Source organism: [Ruminococcus] torques ATCC 27756, from assembly GCF_000153925.1.
Classification (GTDB): domain Bacteria; phylum Bacillota; class Clostridia; order Lachnospirales; family Lachnospiraceae; genus Mediterraneibacter; species Mediterraneibacter torques.
This window is the reverse complement of sequence record NZ_DS264383.1, coordinates 39,044-57,446: the sequence shown is the minus strand read 5'-3', so window position 1 is coordinate 57,446 and position 18,403 is coordinate 39,044. Positions and strand designations below refer to the sequence as shown.

At 41.7% G+C, this 18,403-nt stretch carries 13 protein-coding genes, 1 tRNA gene and 5 pseudogenes; 5 read left to right on the top strand and 14 right to left on the bottom strand.

Translation table 11 applies throughout. The annotated features are described in order from the left end of the window. Positions 1-97: 97 nt before the first annotated feature. A tRNA-Lys gene (locus RUMTOR_RS12300) sits at positions 98-170 on the top strand. A gap of 147 nt (positions 171-317) precedes the next feature. Here RUMTOR_RS12300 and RUMTOR_RS12295 read toward each other — a convergent pair. The 10 genes and pseudogenes from RUMTOR_RS12295 to RUMTOR_RS12250 form a co-directional block, all read right to left on the bottom strand. Further along, positions 318-2,258, bottom strand: a complete 1,941-nt coding sequence (locus RUMTOR_RS12295) for a dockerin type I repeat-containing protein (protein WP_009243691.1) — start codon at positions 2,256-2,258, stop codon at positions 318-320. A 201-nt stretch (positions 2,259-2,459) separates the two neighbouring features. Further along, a complete protein-coding gene (locus tag RUMTOR_RS12290) occupies positions 2,460-5,054 on the bottom strand; it encodes an FAD-dependent oxidoreductase (protein ID WP_004848452.1) in 2,595 nt (864 codons plus the stop codon). Next, entirely contained in the window at positions 5,051-7,057 is a 2,007-nt protein-coding gene (locus RUMTOR_RS12285) for a transglutaminase domain-containing protein (RefSeq protein WP_004848450.1), read from the bottom strand. The genes RUMTOR_RS12290 and RUMTOR_RS12285 overlap by 4 nt, the downstream gene beginning before the upstream one ends. A gap of 334 nt (positions 7,058-7,391) precedes the next feature. After that, the gene (locus RUMTOR_RS13825; RefSeq protein WP_022003115.1) at positions 7,392-8,201 is read right to left on the bottom strand and encodes a GNAT family N-acetyltransferase; all 810 of its coding nucleotides are present in this window, start codon (positions 8,199-8,201) and stop codon (positions 7,392-7,394) included. A 58-nt stretch (positions 8,202-8,259) separates the two neighbouring features. Further along, complete coding sequence (locus RUMTOR_RS12275; protein ID WP_009320141.1) at positions 8,260-8,826, bottom strand: TMEM175 family protein; 567 nt, start codon at positions 8,824-8,826, stop codon at positions 8,260-8,262. A 23-nt stretch (positions 8,827-8,849) separates the two neighbouring features. Beyond that, positions 8,850-9,689, bottom strand: coding sequence for a pirin family protein (locus RUMTOR_RS12270; RefSeq protein WP_004848443.1), 840 nt, complete (start codon positions 9,687-9,689; stop codon positions 8,850-8,852). Then, positions 9,689-10,108 carry a MarR family winged helix-turn-helix transcriptional regulator gene (locus RUMTOR_RS12265; protein ID WP_009243480.1) on the bottom strand — a complete coding sequence of 140 codons (420 nt, stop codon included), beginning with the start codon at positions 10,106-10,108 and terminating at the stop codon, positions 9,689-9,691. Before RUMTOR_RS12265 ends, RUMTOR_RS12270 begins: the two co-directional genes overlap by 1 nt. Before the next feature lie 119 nt (positions 10,109-10,227). Continuing rightward, positions 10,228-11,406 (bottom strand): hypothetical protein, encoded by a 1,179-nt coding sequence (locus RUMTOR_RS13335; RefSeq protein WP_004848432.1) that lies wholly within the window; start codon positions 11,404-11,406, stop codon positions 10,228-10,230. Between the two features lie 5 nt (positions 11,407-11,411). Further along, positions 11,412-11,714: a phage tail family protein gene (locus tag RUMTOR_RS12255; protein ID WP_207634942.1), complete on the bottom strand. Its 303-nt coding sequence runs from the start codon at positions 11,712-11,714 to the stop codon at positions 11,412-11,414. Continuing rightward, a pseudogene (locus RUMTOR_RS12250) lies at positions 11,704-11,931 on the bottom strand (phage portal protein); the annotation flags it as partial. The gene RUMTOR_RS12255 and the pseudogene RUMTOR_RS12250, both read right to left, overlap by 11 nt. Positions 11,932-12,201: 270 nt before the next feature. Between RUMTOR_RS12250 and RUMTOR_RS12245 the strand changes: the two are divergent. Further along, a complete protein-coding gene (locus RUMTOR_RS12245; RefSeq protein ID WP_004848428.1) occupies positions 12,202-12,723 on the top strand; it encodes a type III toxin-antitoxin system ToxN/AbiQ family toxin in 522 nt (173 codons plus the stop codon). Between the two features lie 50 nt (positions 12,724-12,773). Here RUMTOR_RS12245 and RUMTOR_RS12840 read toward each other — a convergent pair. Beyond that, a pseudogene (locus RUMTOR_RS12840) lies at positions 12,774-13,140 on the bottom strand (terminase TerL endonuclease subunit); the annotation flags it as partial. Between the two features lie 182 nt (positions 13,141-13,322). Here RUMTOR_RS12840 and RUMTOR_RS12240 point away from each other — a divergent pair. Both RUMTOR_RS12240 and RUMTOR_RS14025 read left to right on the top strand, forming a co-directional pair. Next, positions 13,323-13,607, top strand: a pseudogene (locus RUMTOR_RS12240) (hypothetical protein); the annotation flags it as partial. Then, complete coding sequence (locus RUMTOR_RS14025) at positions 13,531-13,947, top strand: helix-turn-helix domain-containing protein (protein ID WP_082241039.1); 417 nt, start codon at positions 13,531-13,533, stop codon at positions 13,945-13,947. The pseudogene RUMTOR_RS12240 and the gene RUMTOR_RS14025, both read left to right, overlap by 77 nt. 191 nt (positions 13,948-14,138) lie before the next feature. On the opposite strand, the gene RUMTOR_RS12235 is transcribed toward RUMTOR_RS14025, so the two are convergent. From RUMTOR_RS12235 to RUMTOR_RS12225, 3 genes and pseudogenes are all read right to left on the bottom strand, one after another. After that, positions 14,139-15,578 carry a glycoside hydrolase family 1 protein gene (locus RUMTOR_RS12235; RefSeq protein ID WP_004848415.1) on the bottom strand — a complete coding sequence of 480 codons (1,440 nt, stop codon included), beginning with the start codon at positions 15,576-15,578 and terminating at the stop codon, positions 14,139-14,141. A gap of 4 nt (positions 15,579-15,582) precedes the next feature. Further along, positions 15,583-17,388 (bottom strand): beta-glucoside-specific PTS transporter subunit IIABC, encoded by a 1,806-nt coding sequence (locus tag RUMTOR_RS12230; protein ID WP_004848414.1) that lies wholly within the window; start codon positions 17,386-17,388, stop codon positions 15,583-15,585. Positions 17,389-17,411: 23 nt separating this feature from the next. After that, positions 17,412-17,960, bottom strand: a pseudogene (locus RUMTOR_RS12225) (recombinase family protein); the annotation flags it as partial. Here RUMTOR_RS12225 and RUMTOR_RS12220 point away from each other — a divergent pair. Then, a pseudogene (locus RUMTOR_RS12220) lies at positions 17,957-18,178 on the top strand (IS110 family RNA-guided transposase); the annotation flags it as partial. The pseudogenes RUMTOR_RS12225 and RUMTOR_RS12220 sit on opposite strands and share 4 nt — an antisense overlap. Positions 18,179-18,403 lie beyond the last annotated feature (225 nt).

Below are 18,403 nucleotides of genomic sequence, written 5' to 3'. Positions count from 1 at the left end.
AATAAAGAAAATCGAATTTTTTTGTTAAAAAGGGTTGATTTTTCATAAATTTTAAATTATAATCTTTCTTGCGTTGTAAAACAACATACTATTGCATGCGCGATTAGCTCAGTTGGTAGAGCACCTGACTCTTAATCAGGGTGTCCAGGGTTCGAACCCCTGATCGCGCATTCTAATCACTGTTTTTGCGGACTTGAGAGCCGCGGGGACGGTGATTTTTTTGTACTTTAAATTCAAATATCCGTCTCTTCCCCATTACAAAAAGCGGACAGCTCAATCACCATCCGCTTTTCTTATCGATTTACTATTTACATCACTTACAGGCTTTCTACTTTTCCGCAAACAACTCTCAGGATTGTTCTCAAGTCTTCGATATCAACAGTTCCGTTTTTGTTTATATCTCCCGCCTGTTTCTGCGTTTCTGTCAGTTGTGTCTTTTTACAAATACTTCTCAAGGCTTCACGGACATCGCCGATTTCAACCTTTCCGTTCAAGTTTACATCCCCTTTGACAACTTCAACTTCATCTTTTACAAACTCGACTTTTACAATGCCTGATGAAGCTGTAATCGCATATTTCATAGTAGTACCAGTATAAACCTGACCGTTTTCTTTGTACACTTCTCCGTTAATCGTCCAGTTTTTCACAGAATAACCTTCGTTCGGAGATGCCATAAATTGAACTTCTGTATTCGGAAGAATCTGCGCTCCATTTGATAAATTTTCTCCTGTTGCCGCATTAACCGCTCTTAAAGAACCGTTTGAACCGGATTCATACTGAAGCGTGATCTTCTGTTCTGTGCTTGAATCACCTTTGACAATAATTTTTACATCTACCGAGCCTTCCAAATAGTGATCTGTAGCTGTCGCATGCACAGTTACAGTCGCTTCACCCGCCTTTTTCGGGATCAGCTTACACGATCTGTCTGCGTACGCCTCTTCCACGTCACAAATGTCAGGGTTGTTCGCTTTAAAAGTCACGATTCCCGGAGCTGCCCCCTGCAGGAATACCTCTTTTGCATTTCCTCCCAGTTCAACTGTCATTACCGGACTTGTCACAGCGATCGGGTGTTTCACTTTCTGATAGTTTACATCAATTACATACTCCCGCTTTTCTTTCTCATTCTTTTCGTAAAGAGACGTCTCGTAATAAACTTTGCCGTCCGCTACATGCAAATACCAGATACTGCCCGAAACATTTTCTTCTAACTCAAAAACTTTTTCCGGCTCTGTATTCTTATCAAAGTTCCATTTCCATACAGCTTTCGGAGTGTTGTAGTAAAGCATCCCGTCATAATATGCAATTTCCATACAACCCTTGCCTTTATTATACTGTGACACCGGCCACTCATCCTCGATCTCAACGACCAGTTCTCCCTTCTGAGTCGGGTCTTCCGAATCATACCTCCATATTCCGCTCTTTATCACTCCGTCTCTGGGGAATGATCCGGCAACATATAAACCGCCTTTATATGCGGCCATTTTTCTGGAAACCCATTTCCACTCTACGTTGTCATAAGTTGTATCGTTACAAATTTCATAGCCTTCTCTGTTCCATGTGTGATCTGAAAATTCCGTCTCACTTTTCAGGAAATATTCATGTTTTACAGGGTGGCTTTTTTCCTCCAACACACAGCTTCCGTCATCCCATGTCGCGTCTACAAAATACCATTTTCCATTAATTTTAATCTGATTCCACGCATGAGGCTGGCCTTTTGAAACTCCACTCACTACTTTACACGGAATATTCAGGCGATTCATGTAATACTTATACGCCAATGCATATCCTTCACACACACATTTTTTCTCAAAAATGGCACCTTCAATATCATGGGCCACAAAAGCGCCCAATGACGCACTGTACTGAATTGTTCTAACCAGATGATCATGCACTACAAGCGCTTTTTCCAGATCAGTCGTACAGTTTTCCGTCATCTCTTCAACCATTTCCCATTCCCGTTCCAATTCTTCCGTACGGTCAAAAGGACTTCCTGTCTCGCCGGAATAATAAGGATAATAAGTTTTCAAAAGTCCTGTTTGCGGATCTGTATCGGTTATATCGTTTCGGATCGTCCAATAATATTCCGGTTCCTCATAGTGGATACCGAAAATCACCTTGTTCAATTCTTCATGCGTTATTTTGTACGCGGTTAAATCAATCGCCGTCTGCTTCTTTGCCCAGCAGTCTTTCAGATATTGATCTAACGGAAGCAGCTTCTCTTTAGAGTTTGCTTCTGCAAGCTGTACTTCTGACTGCACTGCCGCCTGCTACGGGTTTTCCTGTGCTCCTACGACGGACGTCCCCGCAATCAATATTCCGCCGCAAAGCGCCAGTGCGCCCGCTCGTTTTTTCCAACCTCTTTTCCATGCCTCATAGTTTTTGTTCATTTTTCTTTTTCCCCTTTACCTTCAATCTGTCTTATGAGTCGCTATGCTGCACTCTATCGTTTTATAAAATTCTTAACAAGTTGCTCCGCCTTTCAAATGTTTCTGCGCTCTTATGTTTTCATCTTTGCGGGCTAACAGTCCATCTCCCAAAAGCTGTTCCTGAACATTTTCAAATCCGAGTCTTTCAACCGTATCCGCAAATCGCTCTCCCGTGATCCCCTGTTCCCGGAACAAAAGAATTGCTTTTTCCACAATATCAAGCACTTCTTCTTTATCTGTAAACACTTTTTCAAGGTATCTTCCCCGCGCTACTTTCTTGCCCCAGCGTCCGCCTATATATACGCGATACCCCGAAACAAATTCTTCAGTCACACCAAACGGACATTTACTGATGCACCTTCCACAGTGATTACATACATTTTCGTCGATCACAATCTTTCCGTCCACCATTTTTGCCGCATGGATCGGACAATTTTTTTCTACCTGGCAAATCCGGCAGCCACGGCACTTTTCAAGATCGACCCACGGAACTTTCTGACCGATAATTCCAAGATCATTCAGATCCGGTTTTACACAATTATTCGGACATCCTCCTACCGCGATCTTAAATTTATGCGGCAGCTTCACATCGCTGTATCCATGGAAAAATCTTTCATGAATTTCTTCGGACAATGCAAACGTATCGATCAGCCCGTACTGACAAGTCGTTCCCTTGCACGATACAACCGGACGGACTTTTGAGCCGGTTCCTCCCATCTCAAGTCCTGCCTGCATCAGATATTCCCGCAGCGGTTCTATATTGTCATAAGGAACGCCCTGAATCTCCATCGTCAGACGAGAGGTCATTGTCACTTCTCCGCTTCCGTATAACTGCGCCGCCTCGGCAATCGTGTGCGCTTCTTCGGCTGTAATCTTTCCGTTTCTTGTGATCACACGTCCGTTAAATTTATCCGGCGTCCTTTTATCCTTTAAAAATCCAAGCGCTTTTACTCTCGTCTCGTCTTCTTTAGAGACAGCTTCTTCTATATTATTTTTCACTTTTACATCATTGAAAAATGTTGCTCCTTCAAGAACGACTGTATTCGTATAGCCGTAATGACGCAACCGGTTTTGAAGAAAATATCCTCTTTTGCCCTTTGCACAGACAAGAAGCAGTTTCTCCTCTTTTCCAAGTCCTTTGATTTCGCCGTTTACAGCTCCTAAGTTTACATATACCGCTCCTCTGATCGACGGCTCCGGCGCAACATCGACAACCGTATAGCCTTCTGCTTTTCCTGCGGCATACTCCGCAGGAGTCATGCTGACGATCGTACCGTCCAGTTTGTTCATCAATACATAAACAGCCTGCACAAACGGATGGATTGCTGTTGAGAACGGCGGTGCATATGCGAAATCCGCATTTTCAAAATCATCCAGAACCGCGCCCATATTCAATCCCATCACTGCGATATCAACCATCTTATCAACAGAGCCCGGACCAAACACCTGAACGCCAAGCAGTTTTCTTGTACTCCGGTCTGCAATCAGTTTCGTAATGAAAAACGAAGCGTCCGGATAATAATGCGCTTTATCATCCGTCGGAACAAGCGCCGTAACTACATCGTAGCCCGCTTCTTTTGCCTGCGCTTCTGTCAGTCCTGTTCTTCCGGCATTCAGACCCGGAAGCTTCACAACGCCTGTGCCGAGAACTCCCGGATACGACTTCTGCGCTCCGGCAAGTACCTGTGCCAATGTACGTCCTTCCAGATTCGCCGAAGATCCCATCGGTGACCACTGACGTTTTCCCGTCAGACGGTTCTTCACCATCACACAGTCTCCTGCCGCATATACATCATCCAGATTCGTTTTCATCTGATCGTCTGTAAGAATCGTTCCTTTGAACATCTCTATACCGCTGTCATTTAAAAACTCCGTATTCGGACGGATTCCCGCAGCCATGATGATCATTTCACACGGCAGATTTCCGGCAGACGTCTTAATTCCCGCCACACGGCCCTGTGTACCTCTTTCATATATCTGCTCCGCTTTCGTTCCTGTAAGCACGCGGATTCCCTGCCGGATCAGATGTCTTTTCGCATAGAGCGCCATCTCAGGATCAAAAATATTCGGCAGGATCTGATCCGCAAAATCAATGACGGTCACCTGGATTCCTTTTGCCTGTAAATTCTCCGCAGCCTCAAGTCCGATGAAACCAGCTCCGATCACAACCGCTTTTTTCACATTGTTTTGTTCTGCATATGTACGGATTCCTTCTGCATCGTCAGGCGTTCTCATCTTAAATACGCCTGCCAGTTCTTTTCCTTCTATCGGAAGGATCGCGGGAGATGCTCCTACTGCAACTACTAATCTATCGTAGGAACAGACTTCTTTCTCGCCTGTCTGTACATCCTGCACCGTCACTTGCTTTTTTTCTGCGTCGAGTGCAACCGCTTCTTTCCCCGTTCTTACTTCAACCCCGGTCAGCGCGGAATATTTCTGCGGAGTATTCACGATCAGCTCGTCCCTGCCCTCGATCAGTCCGCCCACATAGTACGGCAGACCACATCCCGCATAAGAGATATCTTTATCTTTCGTAATCACAGTCACATCAATATTTCTGTCTTCCCGTTTCAATTTCGCAGCAGTTTTTGTTCCGGCAGCCACTCCGCCGATGATTAATATCTTCATTTTGACGCCCCGCTTTCTTCCATATTCAGTTGATCGATCTTTCCGCAGACAAATCTTAAGATCTTCCTTAAATCTTCTATATCAACGTTTCCGTTTTCATTTACATCCGCCGCCTGCTTCTGAAGCGCTGTCAGTTCTGTCTTTTTGCATATACTTCTCAAGGCTTCACGAACATCGCCGATCTCGACCTTCCCACTTAAATTTACATCGCCCTTCACAAATGCCGGCTCATCTTTTACAAATTCAACTTTCACGCTGTCAGATGAAGCGGTGATCGCGCGCTTTAATTCCATGCCTGTATAAACGATGCCGTTTTCCTTATATACTTCTCCGTTTACAACCCAGTTTTTCACAGAATAACCGGAATTTGGAGACGCCGTAAACTGAACTTCTGCATTCGGTTTGATCTTTGCTCCGTTTTCAAGTATTTTCCCTGTTGCCGCATCAACTGCTGCTATACTTCCTCCGTCTCCGGCTTCATATTGAAGAGTGATCTTTTCTTCAATATCATCCCGCTCTTTAACGATCACTTTTACATCTACCGCACCTTCCGCATAATGATCCGTCGGATCTGCATGAACCGTTACGATCGTCTCCCCGGCTTTTTTAGGAATCAGCTGACAGGACTCGTCTTTCCACACAACTTGAACGTCGCAGATCTCAGGATTCTTCGACGTATATGTTACGTTCCCCGGAGCCGCCGACTGCAGGAACACATTTTCACCGCCCATTACAACTGTCATAACCGGTTTGGTTACTGCGATCGGATGCTTTGCTTTCCGGTAATCTTCGTCAAACACATATTGCCCCTTCTGTCTCTCTCCTTTTTCATAAACGCCTGTCTCGTAATAAATCTTCCCGTTTGCAGCCTCTGCATCCCATATTTCGCCCGGAATACTCTGATCCAGTTCAAATACTTTCTCAGGTTCTGATTCAGGATCGAAATTCCATCTCCATACAGCCCGCGGCGTATTGTAGTAAAGCATTCCGTCATAATAAGAAAGTTGTGAATATCCTCTTACTACATTGACAGAGTTCAGCTGCCACTGATCTGTGATCGGAAGCACTAATTCCGCTTCTTTCTCTATATTTTCCGCATCGATCCGCCATATACCGCTCACTTCTTTTCCGCCGACGATCAACGATTTAGAGCGGTACAGTCCGCCCTGATAAGCGTACATTCCCTGAAGATCATTTTTCCAGTCTAAATTGTCATACGTCGTATCGCTGCAAGTTTCATGCAGTTCGCTTTCCTTGTTCCATACATGATTCGGAAACTTATTCTCACTGCACAAAAAATACTGATGCTTTACGTCATGACTGTTCGCCACATCATCCCATGTCGGATCTACCATGTACCAATTCCCGTTAAGCTGAATCTGATTCCACGCATGAGACTGACCATTTGACGTTCCGCTTACGATCTTGCACGGAATTTCCAAACGATTCATATAATATTTATACGCAAGCGCATATCCCTCGCACACAGCTTCTTTCTCAAAAATTGCGCCTTCAATGTCATGAGCCGCCGCCTGCAGTCTGGAAGAATACACGATTGTATCGCACAAGTGCTCATGTACTACCAGCGCTTTTTCTATATCCGTTTTACAATATTTCGTTTTTTCCTTTACAACTTCCCATTCCCGTTCCAGTTCTTCGCTCCTGTCAAGAGGTTTTCCCGTCGTTCCCTCGTAATATTGATAATACGTTTTTACGAAGCCTGTTTCCTCGTCTTTATTAATAGCAGTGTTGCGCAACACCCAATAATACTCCGGATTTTCATAATGTATCCCGAAGATGACCTTATTCAGTTCTTCTTCATTCAGTTTATACGCGCTTACATCAATCACCTCTTGTTTGTTCTTCCAGCACTCCTTCAAATATTCCTCGATAGAAAGCTGCACCGTTTGCAGCTCCTCCTTTGCCAATCGTATCTCCGTTTGATCCGCCGTAAACTGCGGATGCTCCTGTGCTCCGGCGACAGACGTTCCCGTTATTATCATTCCTGCACAGAGTGCTAGCGCTCCAACCCGCTTTTTCCAGTCCTTTTTCCATAATCCATATTCATTTTTCTTTTTCCCTTTTCTCTACGCTCTTCCGCTTCTGTTTTACAGACCGATATTATACAGACAGGCTAACATTTAGGAATATAATTGTCAACCATATTCCGCATATTTTCACCCTTTTTTCTGACGATTATTTTCCCCTCTTTTATTCCTTTTCTCCTTCGGTTCTCCGAACTGTTTTCCTCGTTTATGACGGTGCAAAAATCCCCCTCTCCGGATGATCCGAAAAGGGGGATTTTATGTTTTTATTTGATTCTATTCTGATGAGCCGCTATCTTAACACGGTTACTCTTTTATCTATATCTTCTTTTTCTTTTTTATCGGGTTCGCTGACTATGCCTCCAAACGGCATCTGAGCTACCAGTTTAAAGTTTTCCGGTATATCAAAAATTTCCTTCACCCGTGCATCTATTACCGGATTATAATGCTGCAGCATCCCGTTTGCCTGATTTGCCCAAACAGGAAAATTATCCGCATATGTACTGAACTGTTCCTGCATTTTCTTAACAGTTGCCTCGTCATATAAAAACAGCACTGTTCCGGCTCCGGCTTTAAACGAATCTATTTTTTCCCGAGGTACTTTTCCCTCAAAAACATTGTAAATTTCATCCCACAGCCGATCGTGTTTTTCACCAAATGCAAGCACGATTCTTGCACTTTTCATATTGAATGCATCCGGCACTAATTCTGTAACTTCCTTTATCTTTTCTTCAATCTCTTTTTCCAAAACCGGCAGATTCTTATCAATGTTATAATATGTTCTTCTGTTTTCTAATGATTTTATGATGCCCATAACTGCCTCCTCCTTTAACAGTACGTCTAAATATTCTTTCTTTAACTTAAATTCCCTTTTTGCGAAAGAACATAAAGGAATAATTTTTATATCGTTTTTTCTCGCTTCTTCAACCAGTTTAGCAACTAATCTGCCTGCGATTCCCTGTCCGCCATAACTTTTTTCCACAAAAGTGTGGTCTATGATCCATACTTTATCCGACTTAGCATATGTGCTTTCTCCAATGAATTTTTCATCATCGTATGCGGCCGCTCTGTTTTCTTTTTGTTCATATATAATTTTTATCACTGTCGATTACCTCCTGCTTATACAATACATTTTTTCATTTACGTTTGCGCCTTTTTCATCATGCTTTTTCCAGCCTGCTGTCCGGTACGATCCAAGTCAAAGCGATCGCAATATATATCAAATACGAAATGACCGGAAAATAAAAAGCAAAAATAATAGCGGCGGCATATGCGATAATAGAAAGCTTTCCTTTTAAATCATTTCCGATATTTCGGAAAATTTGAGAGTCCTTTCCATTAATCTTTATAACTTCAGCCTGGACTATATTGTAAGAGACAGCACACATAAAGAGTATGATTCCATAAAATAAAGCCGGTAAACTTTTATACGGATTTAGTCCCATCCATTCCGTTGCCATCGGGATCAATGACATCCAAAAGATCCAATGTAAATTTTTCCATAACAATCTACCTGATACTGAATCTGTCATATTAATTAAATGATGATGGTTTGCCCAATATATCCCCACATAAATAAAACTTAGAATATATGCTAAAAATGTCGGGAAAACCTCTTTTACCGCATCCAAAGTTAAATCTTTCGGTGCATTAAGCTTTAGCACCATGATTGTTATAACAATCGCTAATACGCCATCACTAAAGGCTTCCATTCTCCCTCTGCTCATTATACTTTTCCTTGTAGTTCGTATTAATACTCTGCTGTTTCTTTGATGAATGTATTGCTTCTAAGTTCTAAAAACGCCTTTTGAAGCTCTTCCTGCGTATTCATTACAATCGGACCGGCCCATGCAACCGGTTCATTCAACGCCCTTGAATTCATATATAAAACTTGAGCCTTCTCATTCCCGTTCTTAATTGTAAGACTGTCTCCTTCCGTTAATTTGACGGCTGTTTTTTCCTCTATGTGCTCGCCGTCAATATAAACGTCTCCTAAAAGTGTAAAGACCATTACCGAATCATCCTCTTCCATCGTAAGTGTAACTTCTGCATCAGCATTTAGATGGATATCGTAATAATCCATAGAGAGATAATCGCCTTTATAGCCTTCATGTTCCCCATATTTTCCGGCTAAAAGTCTTATCTTTCCTCCTTCTATTTCAATCTCCTTTATATCTTCGTTTTTAATACTATTGTAACTTGGCTTACTCATTTTATCTTTTGCCGGTAAATTCAGCCACAACTGTACTCCTAAAAGCCTTTCTGCCGCCGGAACCATCTCCTCATGCATAATTCCGGAACCCGAATTCATCCACTGAACTTCTCCGTCTGAAATACCCGCTTCATTCCCAAGACTGTCTCTATGAACCATCTTACCTCTCGATACATAACTGATCGTTTCGATCCCTCTATGCGGATGCATTGGAAATCCTGCTGTATAATCGTCGGGATTAATGCTATCAAAAGAATCAAGCATTAAAATAGGATCAAACTCTTTTGTTGTCAGATTCCCCAAAACTCTTACTAATTTTACGCCTGCGCCATCTGTTGTTCTGAATCCTTTGACTTTAGTCTTCACTTTTCTTTTCATTATAATTTTCCTCCTATTTTCTTCAAAAGATACAGCAGTTTTTCCTTTTCTTCCTGATCTAAAACTTCCATGCTTTCTGCTATCATCGCTTCATTTCGAGGTACGATTTTACTAATTACATCATATCCTTCTTGCGTCAGATGCAGTATGCACACGCGTCTGTCTTTCTCGTTACACATTCTTTCGACATAGTTCATTTTTACTAAATTGTTCACTATAAGAGGTATCGTTCCTACACTGCTTAAGATTCTTTCCCTTACCTCTCCTACACTCATATCTCCCTTGCTGTAGAGAGCCTCTAAAACCATAAACTGGCTAAAGGTTAAATTGTACTCCGCTGCTATCTTGGATGTCTTTTTATCCAAGGCGTTTACATTTCTGTGAAGTCCGATCAATATCTTCATCTCAGTTCTTCCCAAAAATCATTCACCTCCTTAAGCATTTTATATCTAACTAGATAATATCTATATAGATAGATTATATTATTTTTTCACATTTGTAAATAGCCAATCAGTATTTCTCAAAAACGCCCTTTAGATTAAGGATTATACAGATTACTCCAACAACAAACGCCTGCAAAGAACTCTCGGAAGTTTAACACCGATGGAAAAACGCGAAATTTACTTACAAGCCGCACAAAAAAACTCCTGCCGGAAGATAATCTACCGGCAGGAAAAAATTTTATATTTTTCAGTTGTCTACTTGACAGAGAGCAGTTCCATTCCCACTTCAGCCTTGATTGTGTACCCAAACTATGCTCCATAATAATACCCGGCGTTCCTACCGCATTTGCTCCACGAAGCACACCATAATATTCTCCGTTTGTACCCCGACGTGTTGCGGTTCTTCCATTCTGGGCAGTTCCCATCACTGATTCCACAACCTTCGCCAGCTTCAGCCCAATATCCGTGCTGCTTCCATTTAAAAGGACATATGCAACTGGATAGTCCACACTTTCGTTTACACCATTGCCTACAGCGTTGGAATGGACAGAAATAAAGAGGTTACAGCCTTTGGAAGCTGCACCTCTTTCATACAATGCTCTGTCCGTATTCTGATTTGTCCTTGTTGCCCAGTAGGAAGGGTTCAGTTCCCCGGTAAAAGAACGGATTTCTGTCTGAAACACATCTCCTGTACTTCTGTCACAGACAAGGCTCTGTACGGTCTTTTCTTTCAAATCAATAACCGTTCCACTAAAATACGCACCATTGTTTTGCAGCACCACCTCCATCGGGTCCGGTTCAATAACGTCATAAATCAGCGTACCGGAAGCATCATAAAGCATATTTCGTAATCTTCCTGAACGAAGGGAAATATAAAACAGAGGATTTCCCGGACCGCTTCCGGTACTGAAAATAGGAACAAACGTTGTCCCTACTGAATAAGTAGTTGGGTATATCCACCCTCCTGCCACGATTCTTTTTCCTAATTCAGTGAAGAAATCTCCTGTATTCGTAGCCCTCAGATGTGACTTTTCTGTTTCCGGGTTTACAGTATTGAATCGAAAATATTTTCCAAGTTTTCCGTCACGGGTAGATGCTGTTGTTCCCGACCAACCATTGATGGTAAAATTTCTTGCATGACCGGACGAATCGTGTAGAGTTGTATCATCACCACTCGGTGAATCATTCATTTTCCACTGTGCCTGTGTATTGGCTGTTTTCCGAAATTCGCCAGTGAAATCCTCGGTTGCATTTACAAGCAATTTTAATCCCATTACACTCACCTGCTCCTTCCCCGTATCGTAAGTTCTGTAAAGACTGCACTACTTACAGAAACCAGAACCTCATTGCCTCCTGGATTCAATTCCGGGAACACTAACTCATCAAGCTGTGAAAGACCATTTCTTATAGTTTCTCCCGTATCGGAATCCACCACTTTGGCTGTCAGCTTTGCCGTATCAAGCACAAAGGTTTCTCCTTCCGCAAGTTTTCCTTTTACACGAACCAACTCTCCATTTACTTCGATATCCACATAGGCAGACGTGTTGTCCATGATTGCTTTTAATTCAAATTTCCTCCCCACCGTCTTTGTATCTGTATACATGAATTGGAAACGATGCAACCGCCTCTGACAAAATCCTCACACATGCATAAACTGCAGTAGTCTGCATGGCTGTCATTTCATTGACACTCTTTCCGCTGGTGCTTCGTCCGAAATTGAACGAATACTCACCATTGCTGTAATTCCGTACCGGCTTATCCCTCGCCTGACCGAAACCAAACAAACTTTTTATTCCCATCTGCTATCCCTCTCTTTCCTTTTGTGCCTGTCTGTGATAAAATCAATTCTGTAACATCGAAAAAAATTCATAAAAATTTAGCAATTAAAGGCATTGATTTTTTGCAGTAAATTGCATATACTAAAGACACAGATAGAAATATCTGTGCAGCGGTTAGAGCGTCCAGTTAAAATGCTCGGTTAAAAGCGGTTAGATTGTCCAATTAAAACAATCGGTTAATAGCAGTGGGTGGAGTAATCCACCCGCTTTTTTTACTTTTTAGGAGGCTCTATGGATTGGTACGTTGTCGATAAAAAATACATAAATTACCTGACACAGTTTGATTCCCGTGTCGGATATGTGGAATATGGGGAACGTTTGAAACTCCATGTAGGAATTCTTCTTACTGTCGGAGATTTCCACTACTATGTCCCTATTTCCTCTGCAAAACCAAAACATCAGAAGATGTCCAACAGTCTGGATTTCCACAAACTCCAGGATGAAGCCACTGGATATCTTTATGCTGTATTGAATATCAATAATATGATTCCGGTTCCTGATAACTGCCTTACGCAGTTAAAATATAATCAGGTAGAAAGTTTCCGTTTTTTCAGCAATGAAAAGGAAAAAACTGACTATGTTTACCTTCTTCAGAAAGAAAAAGCACTAATTGACAGTGTTCAGGACACTTTGCAGAACAAAGCCCTGAAATTATATCAGAAATGCATTGCCAAGCCGGATTCTTCCCTTGCCGCAAGATGCTGTAATTCCAAAATGCCGGAAGAAAAATGCAGTTCTTATTCTGATACATAAACACAACCATACTCATTCAAACCTCTCCATCTTCCGGAGAGGTTTTTTTCTTAAAAAACAAGAATTCCCCTGCCATCATATACGCTTCCCTCGCTACCCTGATTACGAATTGCACGGTCAAGCGCCATAACGGTTGCTACTGCTGCATCGATTTTCTCTGTAGATTTTTCTTTATCCATTTTAATATTTCCAGCGGGGTCTTGTCTGACATACACGTTATCCATCATCCAACGGAGAACCTTATGCCCACCGTGGCAATTCGCTCCTCAAGAGTAAGTTTCATAAGTTCCTTTGTTGGCGGACTCATATCCTTATATCCCTGTCCGAAAGGAACAACGGTAAATCCATACCTTCCAAATCCTGTACCATCTGTGTTGCGCCCCAACGATCAAAAACAATTTCTTTTATAGACAACTTATGGAAGTTATGTCACGCCTTGATGCTGTGGAAAAAGACCTTCGTGATGAAAAAACAGAACACAAAGACGATGTTGATCGTTTAAACAAAAAATAGATAGTTTGGAGCAGGAAAATCAGCTGTTACGAGATGATAATGCAAGACTGAAAAGCATCCTAAATAATGATAGCTCTAATACAGCGGAAGGAAACGATAAAACAGTTGCCATCCGCACTGGCTATGAGATCATAGAACGTACCATTGATAAATACGGGCAATTCCTACTGCCATCCGACCTAGAAGTGAACACATGGTGGACTAATACAGGGATGGCAGATTCTGAAGTTATCCAGAATTACCATGCACATGGTGAGTGCGAACAGTTCCACAGTGAAATCAAGACGGATATGGATGTGGAACGGCTTCCGTCAGGGAAATTTGATACCAATGAATTGGTACTTGAACTTACCATATTGGCGTACAGTATTGGTCACCTGTCCCATCCAATCACTTTATCCACATATTTGCAAGCATACTGAACTGAACCAAATCATTTTTGAATTATTGACCGAAAATTATACACAACTTTGCAATCAAATTAAGCGACTGACTATCAACGATAGTGCCAAGCGAGTGGCGGATTATCTAGTCGATTTAACAGAGAATGACCACTCAGAGCTTGGAATTATTAATCATACGCTTCCTTATACTCAAGAAGAATTAGCCATATGTTTGAATCTGCACCGCACCACAGTTTTCAGAGTACTTGCTGATTTTTCCAAAAAAAGGACTTGTTCGATTACAATATCGAAAAATACAGGTCATTAATATAAACGAACTGCGAAATTTGCTATAAAAAAGGCGCCACAACAGCGATAAATAACCGTTATTGTGACAGCCTTATTTAGATTATTTTACTGGATTTCTTGCTTGACGCACAGCTCTTATAGCAGCTTCCAGGATCTGGTTTTCACAATTCACCAGAGTCCCGTCTACATCTAAAAAATGATTTTACTCATTTACAGTTTCTCTCCGTTTGTACGAATCACATTCTGATACCAGTAGAAAGATTTCTTTTTCAGACGGGCAAAATCCCCAGTTCCGTCATCAAAACGACGCACATAAATCATTCCATATCTCTTTGCATATTCGCCGGTAGTTGCAGAAACAAGGTCGATACATCCCCATGGAGTATAGCCCATGAGATCTACTCCATCTTCTACCGCAAGCTTCATCTGTTCAATGTGCTTTCGCAGGTACTCAATTCTGTAATCATCATTGATTGATCCGTCTTCTTCCACTGTATCTTTCGCTCCCAGTCCATTTTCCACAACCATAAGCGGAAGCTGATAGCGGTCACTCAGATCATTCAGTGCATAACGCAGTCCCTTCGGGTCAATCTGCCATCCCCAGTCTGATGCCTCCAGATATGGATTCGGTACACCACCGAGAATATTCCCTTCTCCACTTTTCTGCTCTGGATCTGAGCTCTGGCAGGAAGACATATAGTAAGAGAATGTAATAAAATCTATCGTTCCCTTCTTTAAGATTTCATCATCTCCAGGCTCTTTTACGATTTCAACGCCGATTTCTTTCAAAAGGCTATCTGCATAAGCCGGATATGCTCCACGTGCCTGTACATCTGTACAATAATAATTATACATACGGTTGTATCTCTGATTTAAAACCACATCGTCCGGATTGCAGGTCATCGGATAACTTGCAGAATAGATCATCATATTTCCTACTTTGTATTCCGGATCGATCTCATGCGCCATCTGTACCGCCAGAGCAGAAGCCAGAAACATGTGATGCAGTCCCTGATATCTCTGCTGTGGGATATCCGGCTGCTCCATAAATATCGTCGGATTCTCAAGCTCATTTAAGATTCCCTGATTGAGCAGTGCTCCCATCGGAGCTGCCGAACTGTTGATTTCGTTAAATGTCAGCCAGTATTTTACTTTTCCTTTGTATCTTGTGAAGATTGCACGGCAGTAATTCAGATAATAATCGATCATCTCTCTGCTGACCCATGCATTACATTTCTTTGTCAGACCAAACGGAACTTCATAATGAGAGATTGTAATCAGCGGCTCAATGCCGTATTTCAGACACTCGTCAATAACTTCCTCGTAATGTTTCAGTCCTGCCTCGTTCGGTTCTTTCTCATCCCCATTCGGGAAGATTCTTGTCCAGTTGATGGAGAAACGATAGCATTTAAATCCCATCTCGGCAAACAGGGCAATGTCTTCTTTGAAGCGATAATAATGCTGGATTGCCTCGTGGCTTGGATAAAATGTTCCTTCTTCAATCACCGGCGTGATTCGTTTGCTCTGTCCGAATTTTCCGCCTGTACAGATATCAGATACGGAAATACCTTTTCCATCTACATTCCATGCACCTTCACACTGATTTGCCGCTGTTGCTCCTCCCCATAGGAAATTTTCTTTGAATCCCATCTTCTTAACCTCCAATCACGATTCTATCTTTTTCTACTGTCAGATGCTCATACTTATCTGCATTCGCTACAATAACCGGCGTCTGGATCTCACATCCAGCTTTTAGAATTGCCTCGATATCAAACTCAAGAAGCAGATCTCCTTTTTTGAAATGCTGTCCGTTTTCTACATGAACTGTAAACGGTACTCCCTTTAAGCTCACTGTCTCCAGTCCGACATGGATCAGAAGCTCTACTCCGTTATCAGATATAAGTGCCATTGCATGCAGCGTATCAAAAATACTGTCGCATGTACCGTCAAATGGTGCATATACTTTTCCTTCTGCAGGAACAACTGCGAATCCTTCTCCGAGGATTCCTGTTGCGAACGTCGGGTCTTTTACTTCTGTAAGCGGGATCACCTCTCCTTTAATTGGTGCTGTAATCTCTGTTGGCATTCCTGCTCCCTGTTCTGCAACTTTCTCTGACTCCTGAACTTTTCCTCTGGAAGCTTCTGCCTTCACTGTTTCTAACTGTACATTATTATTCTTTGTCATAATAAAGGAAAGTACAAAAGATAATACTAATGATACAATTAAAACAACTACTGCACAAATCATATTTTTTCCACTATCAGGGGAAATAAACTGAACAATTGCTGTCAGACATGGAGTTGCAAATGCATATGCTTTTAATGACGTAATTCCCATAATCAATCCACCGATACCACTTGCAATACATGCAGCAATCATAGGTTTTCTCAATCTTAATGTAATTCCGTACATTGCTGGCTCTGTAACACCTGCAAGAAGTGCAGAAATACCTGCTGGAATTGCCATTTCTCTAAGTTCTTTATCTTTTGTCTTTGCTGCCACACCAAATGTTGCACCTGCCTGTGCAATATTACTTGTAAGCATTGCTGGAAGAAGCAACAGGTCATATCCCGGATTGGCAAGACCAAGCAGACATGCTGGAACAAATGCCCAGTGCATACCCGTCATAACAATGAACGGCATCGCTGCTGAGAAAAGCATCATTGCAAGCCATGGAGCAAAATTGTAAATTGCATCGATCACAAACTGAAGTCCATTTCCAACCATCAGACCAAGTGGTGCAAGGAGACAGAGTGTGATTGGTGCCGTAATAATTACAATCAGTAATGGTTTCAAGAAGTTCTTGGACCAGTCCGGTACAATCTTATCTACGATAATCTCTACATATTTCAGAAGGATCGTTGCAAGCATTGCTGGGACGATGGAAGAAGAGTAACTTCCATGAACAACCGGAATTATACCAAACAGGTGTGTTGCCTGATCACTTCCAAGCAGTGTAATCACATCTGGATAAATCAAAACAGAGGATACCATAACTGCCAGAAATGAATTACAGTTTAATTTCTTAGATGCTGTAAATGCTACCAGTACAGGCAGGAAATAAAACGGTGCATCACCAAGTGCGTTCATTAAGATATAAGTGTCACTCTCAGAAAACAATACCCCGAGCAGTGTTGGACCAAAGATTACAAGTAATACTTTAATCAGACCACCTGCGATGATTGCTGTGAACAATGGTGTCATGCATCCTGCGATAAAATCAAGTGCAGCTACAATCGGATTCACTTTCTGTTTTTCCTGTTCTACTTTGTAATCTGCAGTTGTATCAGATATTCCGCTCATTGCCACCAGTTCTTTGTACACATTTCCTACAGAGTTTCCGATGATGACCTGATACTGACCTCCGGCGATATTTGTTCCCATAACCCCTTTGATAGATTCCAGTTTCTTCTGATCCGGGACACTCTGATCCTTCAATACAAAACGAAGTCTTGTCATACAGTGTGTCACTGATACAATGTTTGCTCACTGATAATTGCTTCGTGATGGTCACGGATATAAAATTTATCTTCCTCTCCAAAGTTTTCCAACCGCCTTTTAGAAATAGGATCAACCGTAAATGTTTTACCTAACAGCAAATCGCCTTTATATTTTTCATTTTTAATAATACCGATTACTGTGGATTGCACCCATCGTGAGCTTCCATATTTTGTCTTATAGCCAAGATTCTCAAGCTCATTGGCTATCACTGTACACCCCGCCCCTTCTATATACCGATTAAAAATATATCTCACAATTTCAGCTTCTTTTTCGTTGACAGATATGCTTTTTGTGTCTTTATGATAGTCATATCCCAAACATCCTTGAAAACCTACAAGTTCTCCTCTCTGCATTTTCATTTTCAAGCCCTTTTTGACATTGGAAGATATATTCTCAACTTCCTGCTCTGCAACAGAACTGAGTACCACCAAAAGCAGTTCTCCATCCATTGTTAAAGTATTGATATTTTCATCCTCAAAGAAAACAGCAATGCCTTTCTCTTTCAGCATACGAACATATTTCAGAGTATTCTCACATGGAAAAGCGTGGTTCCCGTTACCTCCGCTATGCGCTGTTTAATGCGACAAAATTTGTCTGCATTTGGGATAATCAGTTCTCTGCTTATCTTGCAAAGAAGCGTTCCGAAGGCAAACACTATAATGTTGCCATATCCCATGCTGCCAAGAAACTGGTCAGGGTTATTTACCAACTAGAAAAGTCAGGGCAGCTTTATCATAGAGCAGCATAAAATTTAACTTCATATCTCCTTTTAGAGCACCTGCAAAGATGCTCTTATTGTCATGCAGTTTTCAAGGTTCAAATATATCTGAAAAGCATTTCTGCAATTTACTCAAAAAATCTTCATTTTAACCTTGACTTTTAATAGTTAGACCTTCATGCAAAAAAGGCAGGATACCTTCCTTTTCACGGGAACATATCCTGCCTGATGTTTTGTCTCTATTTTTCTGTTATC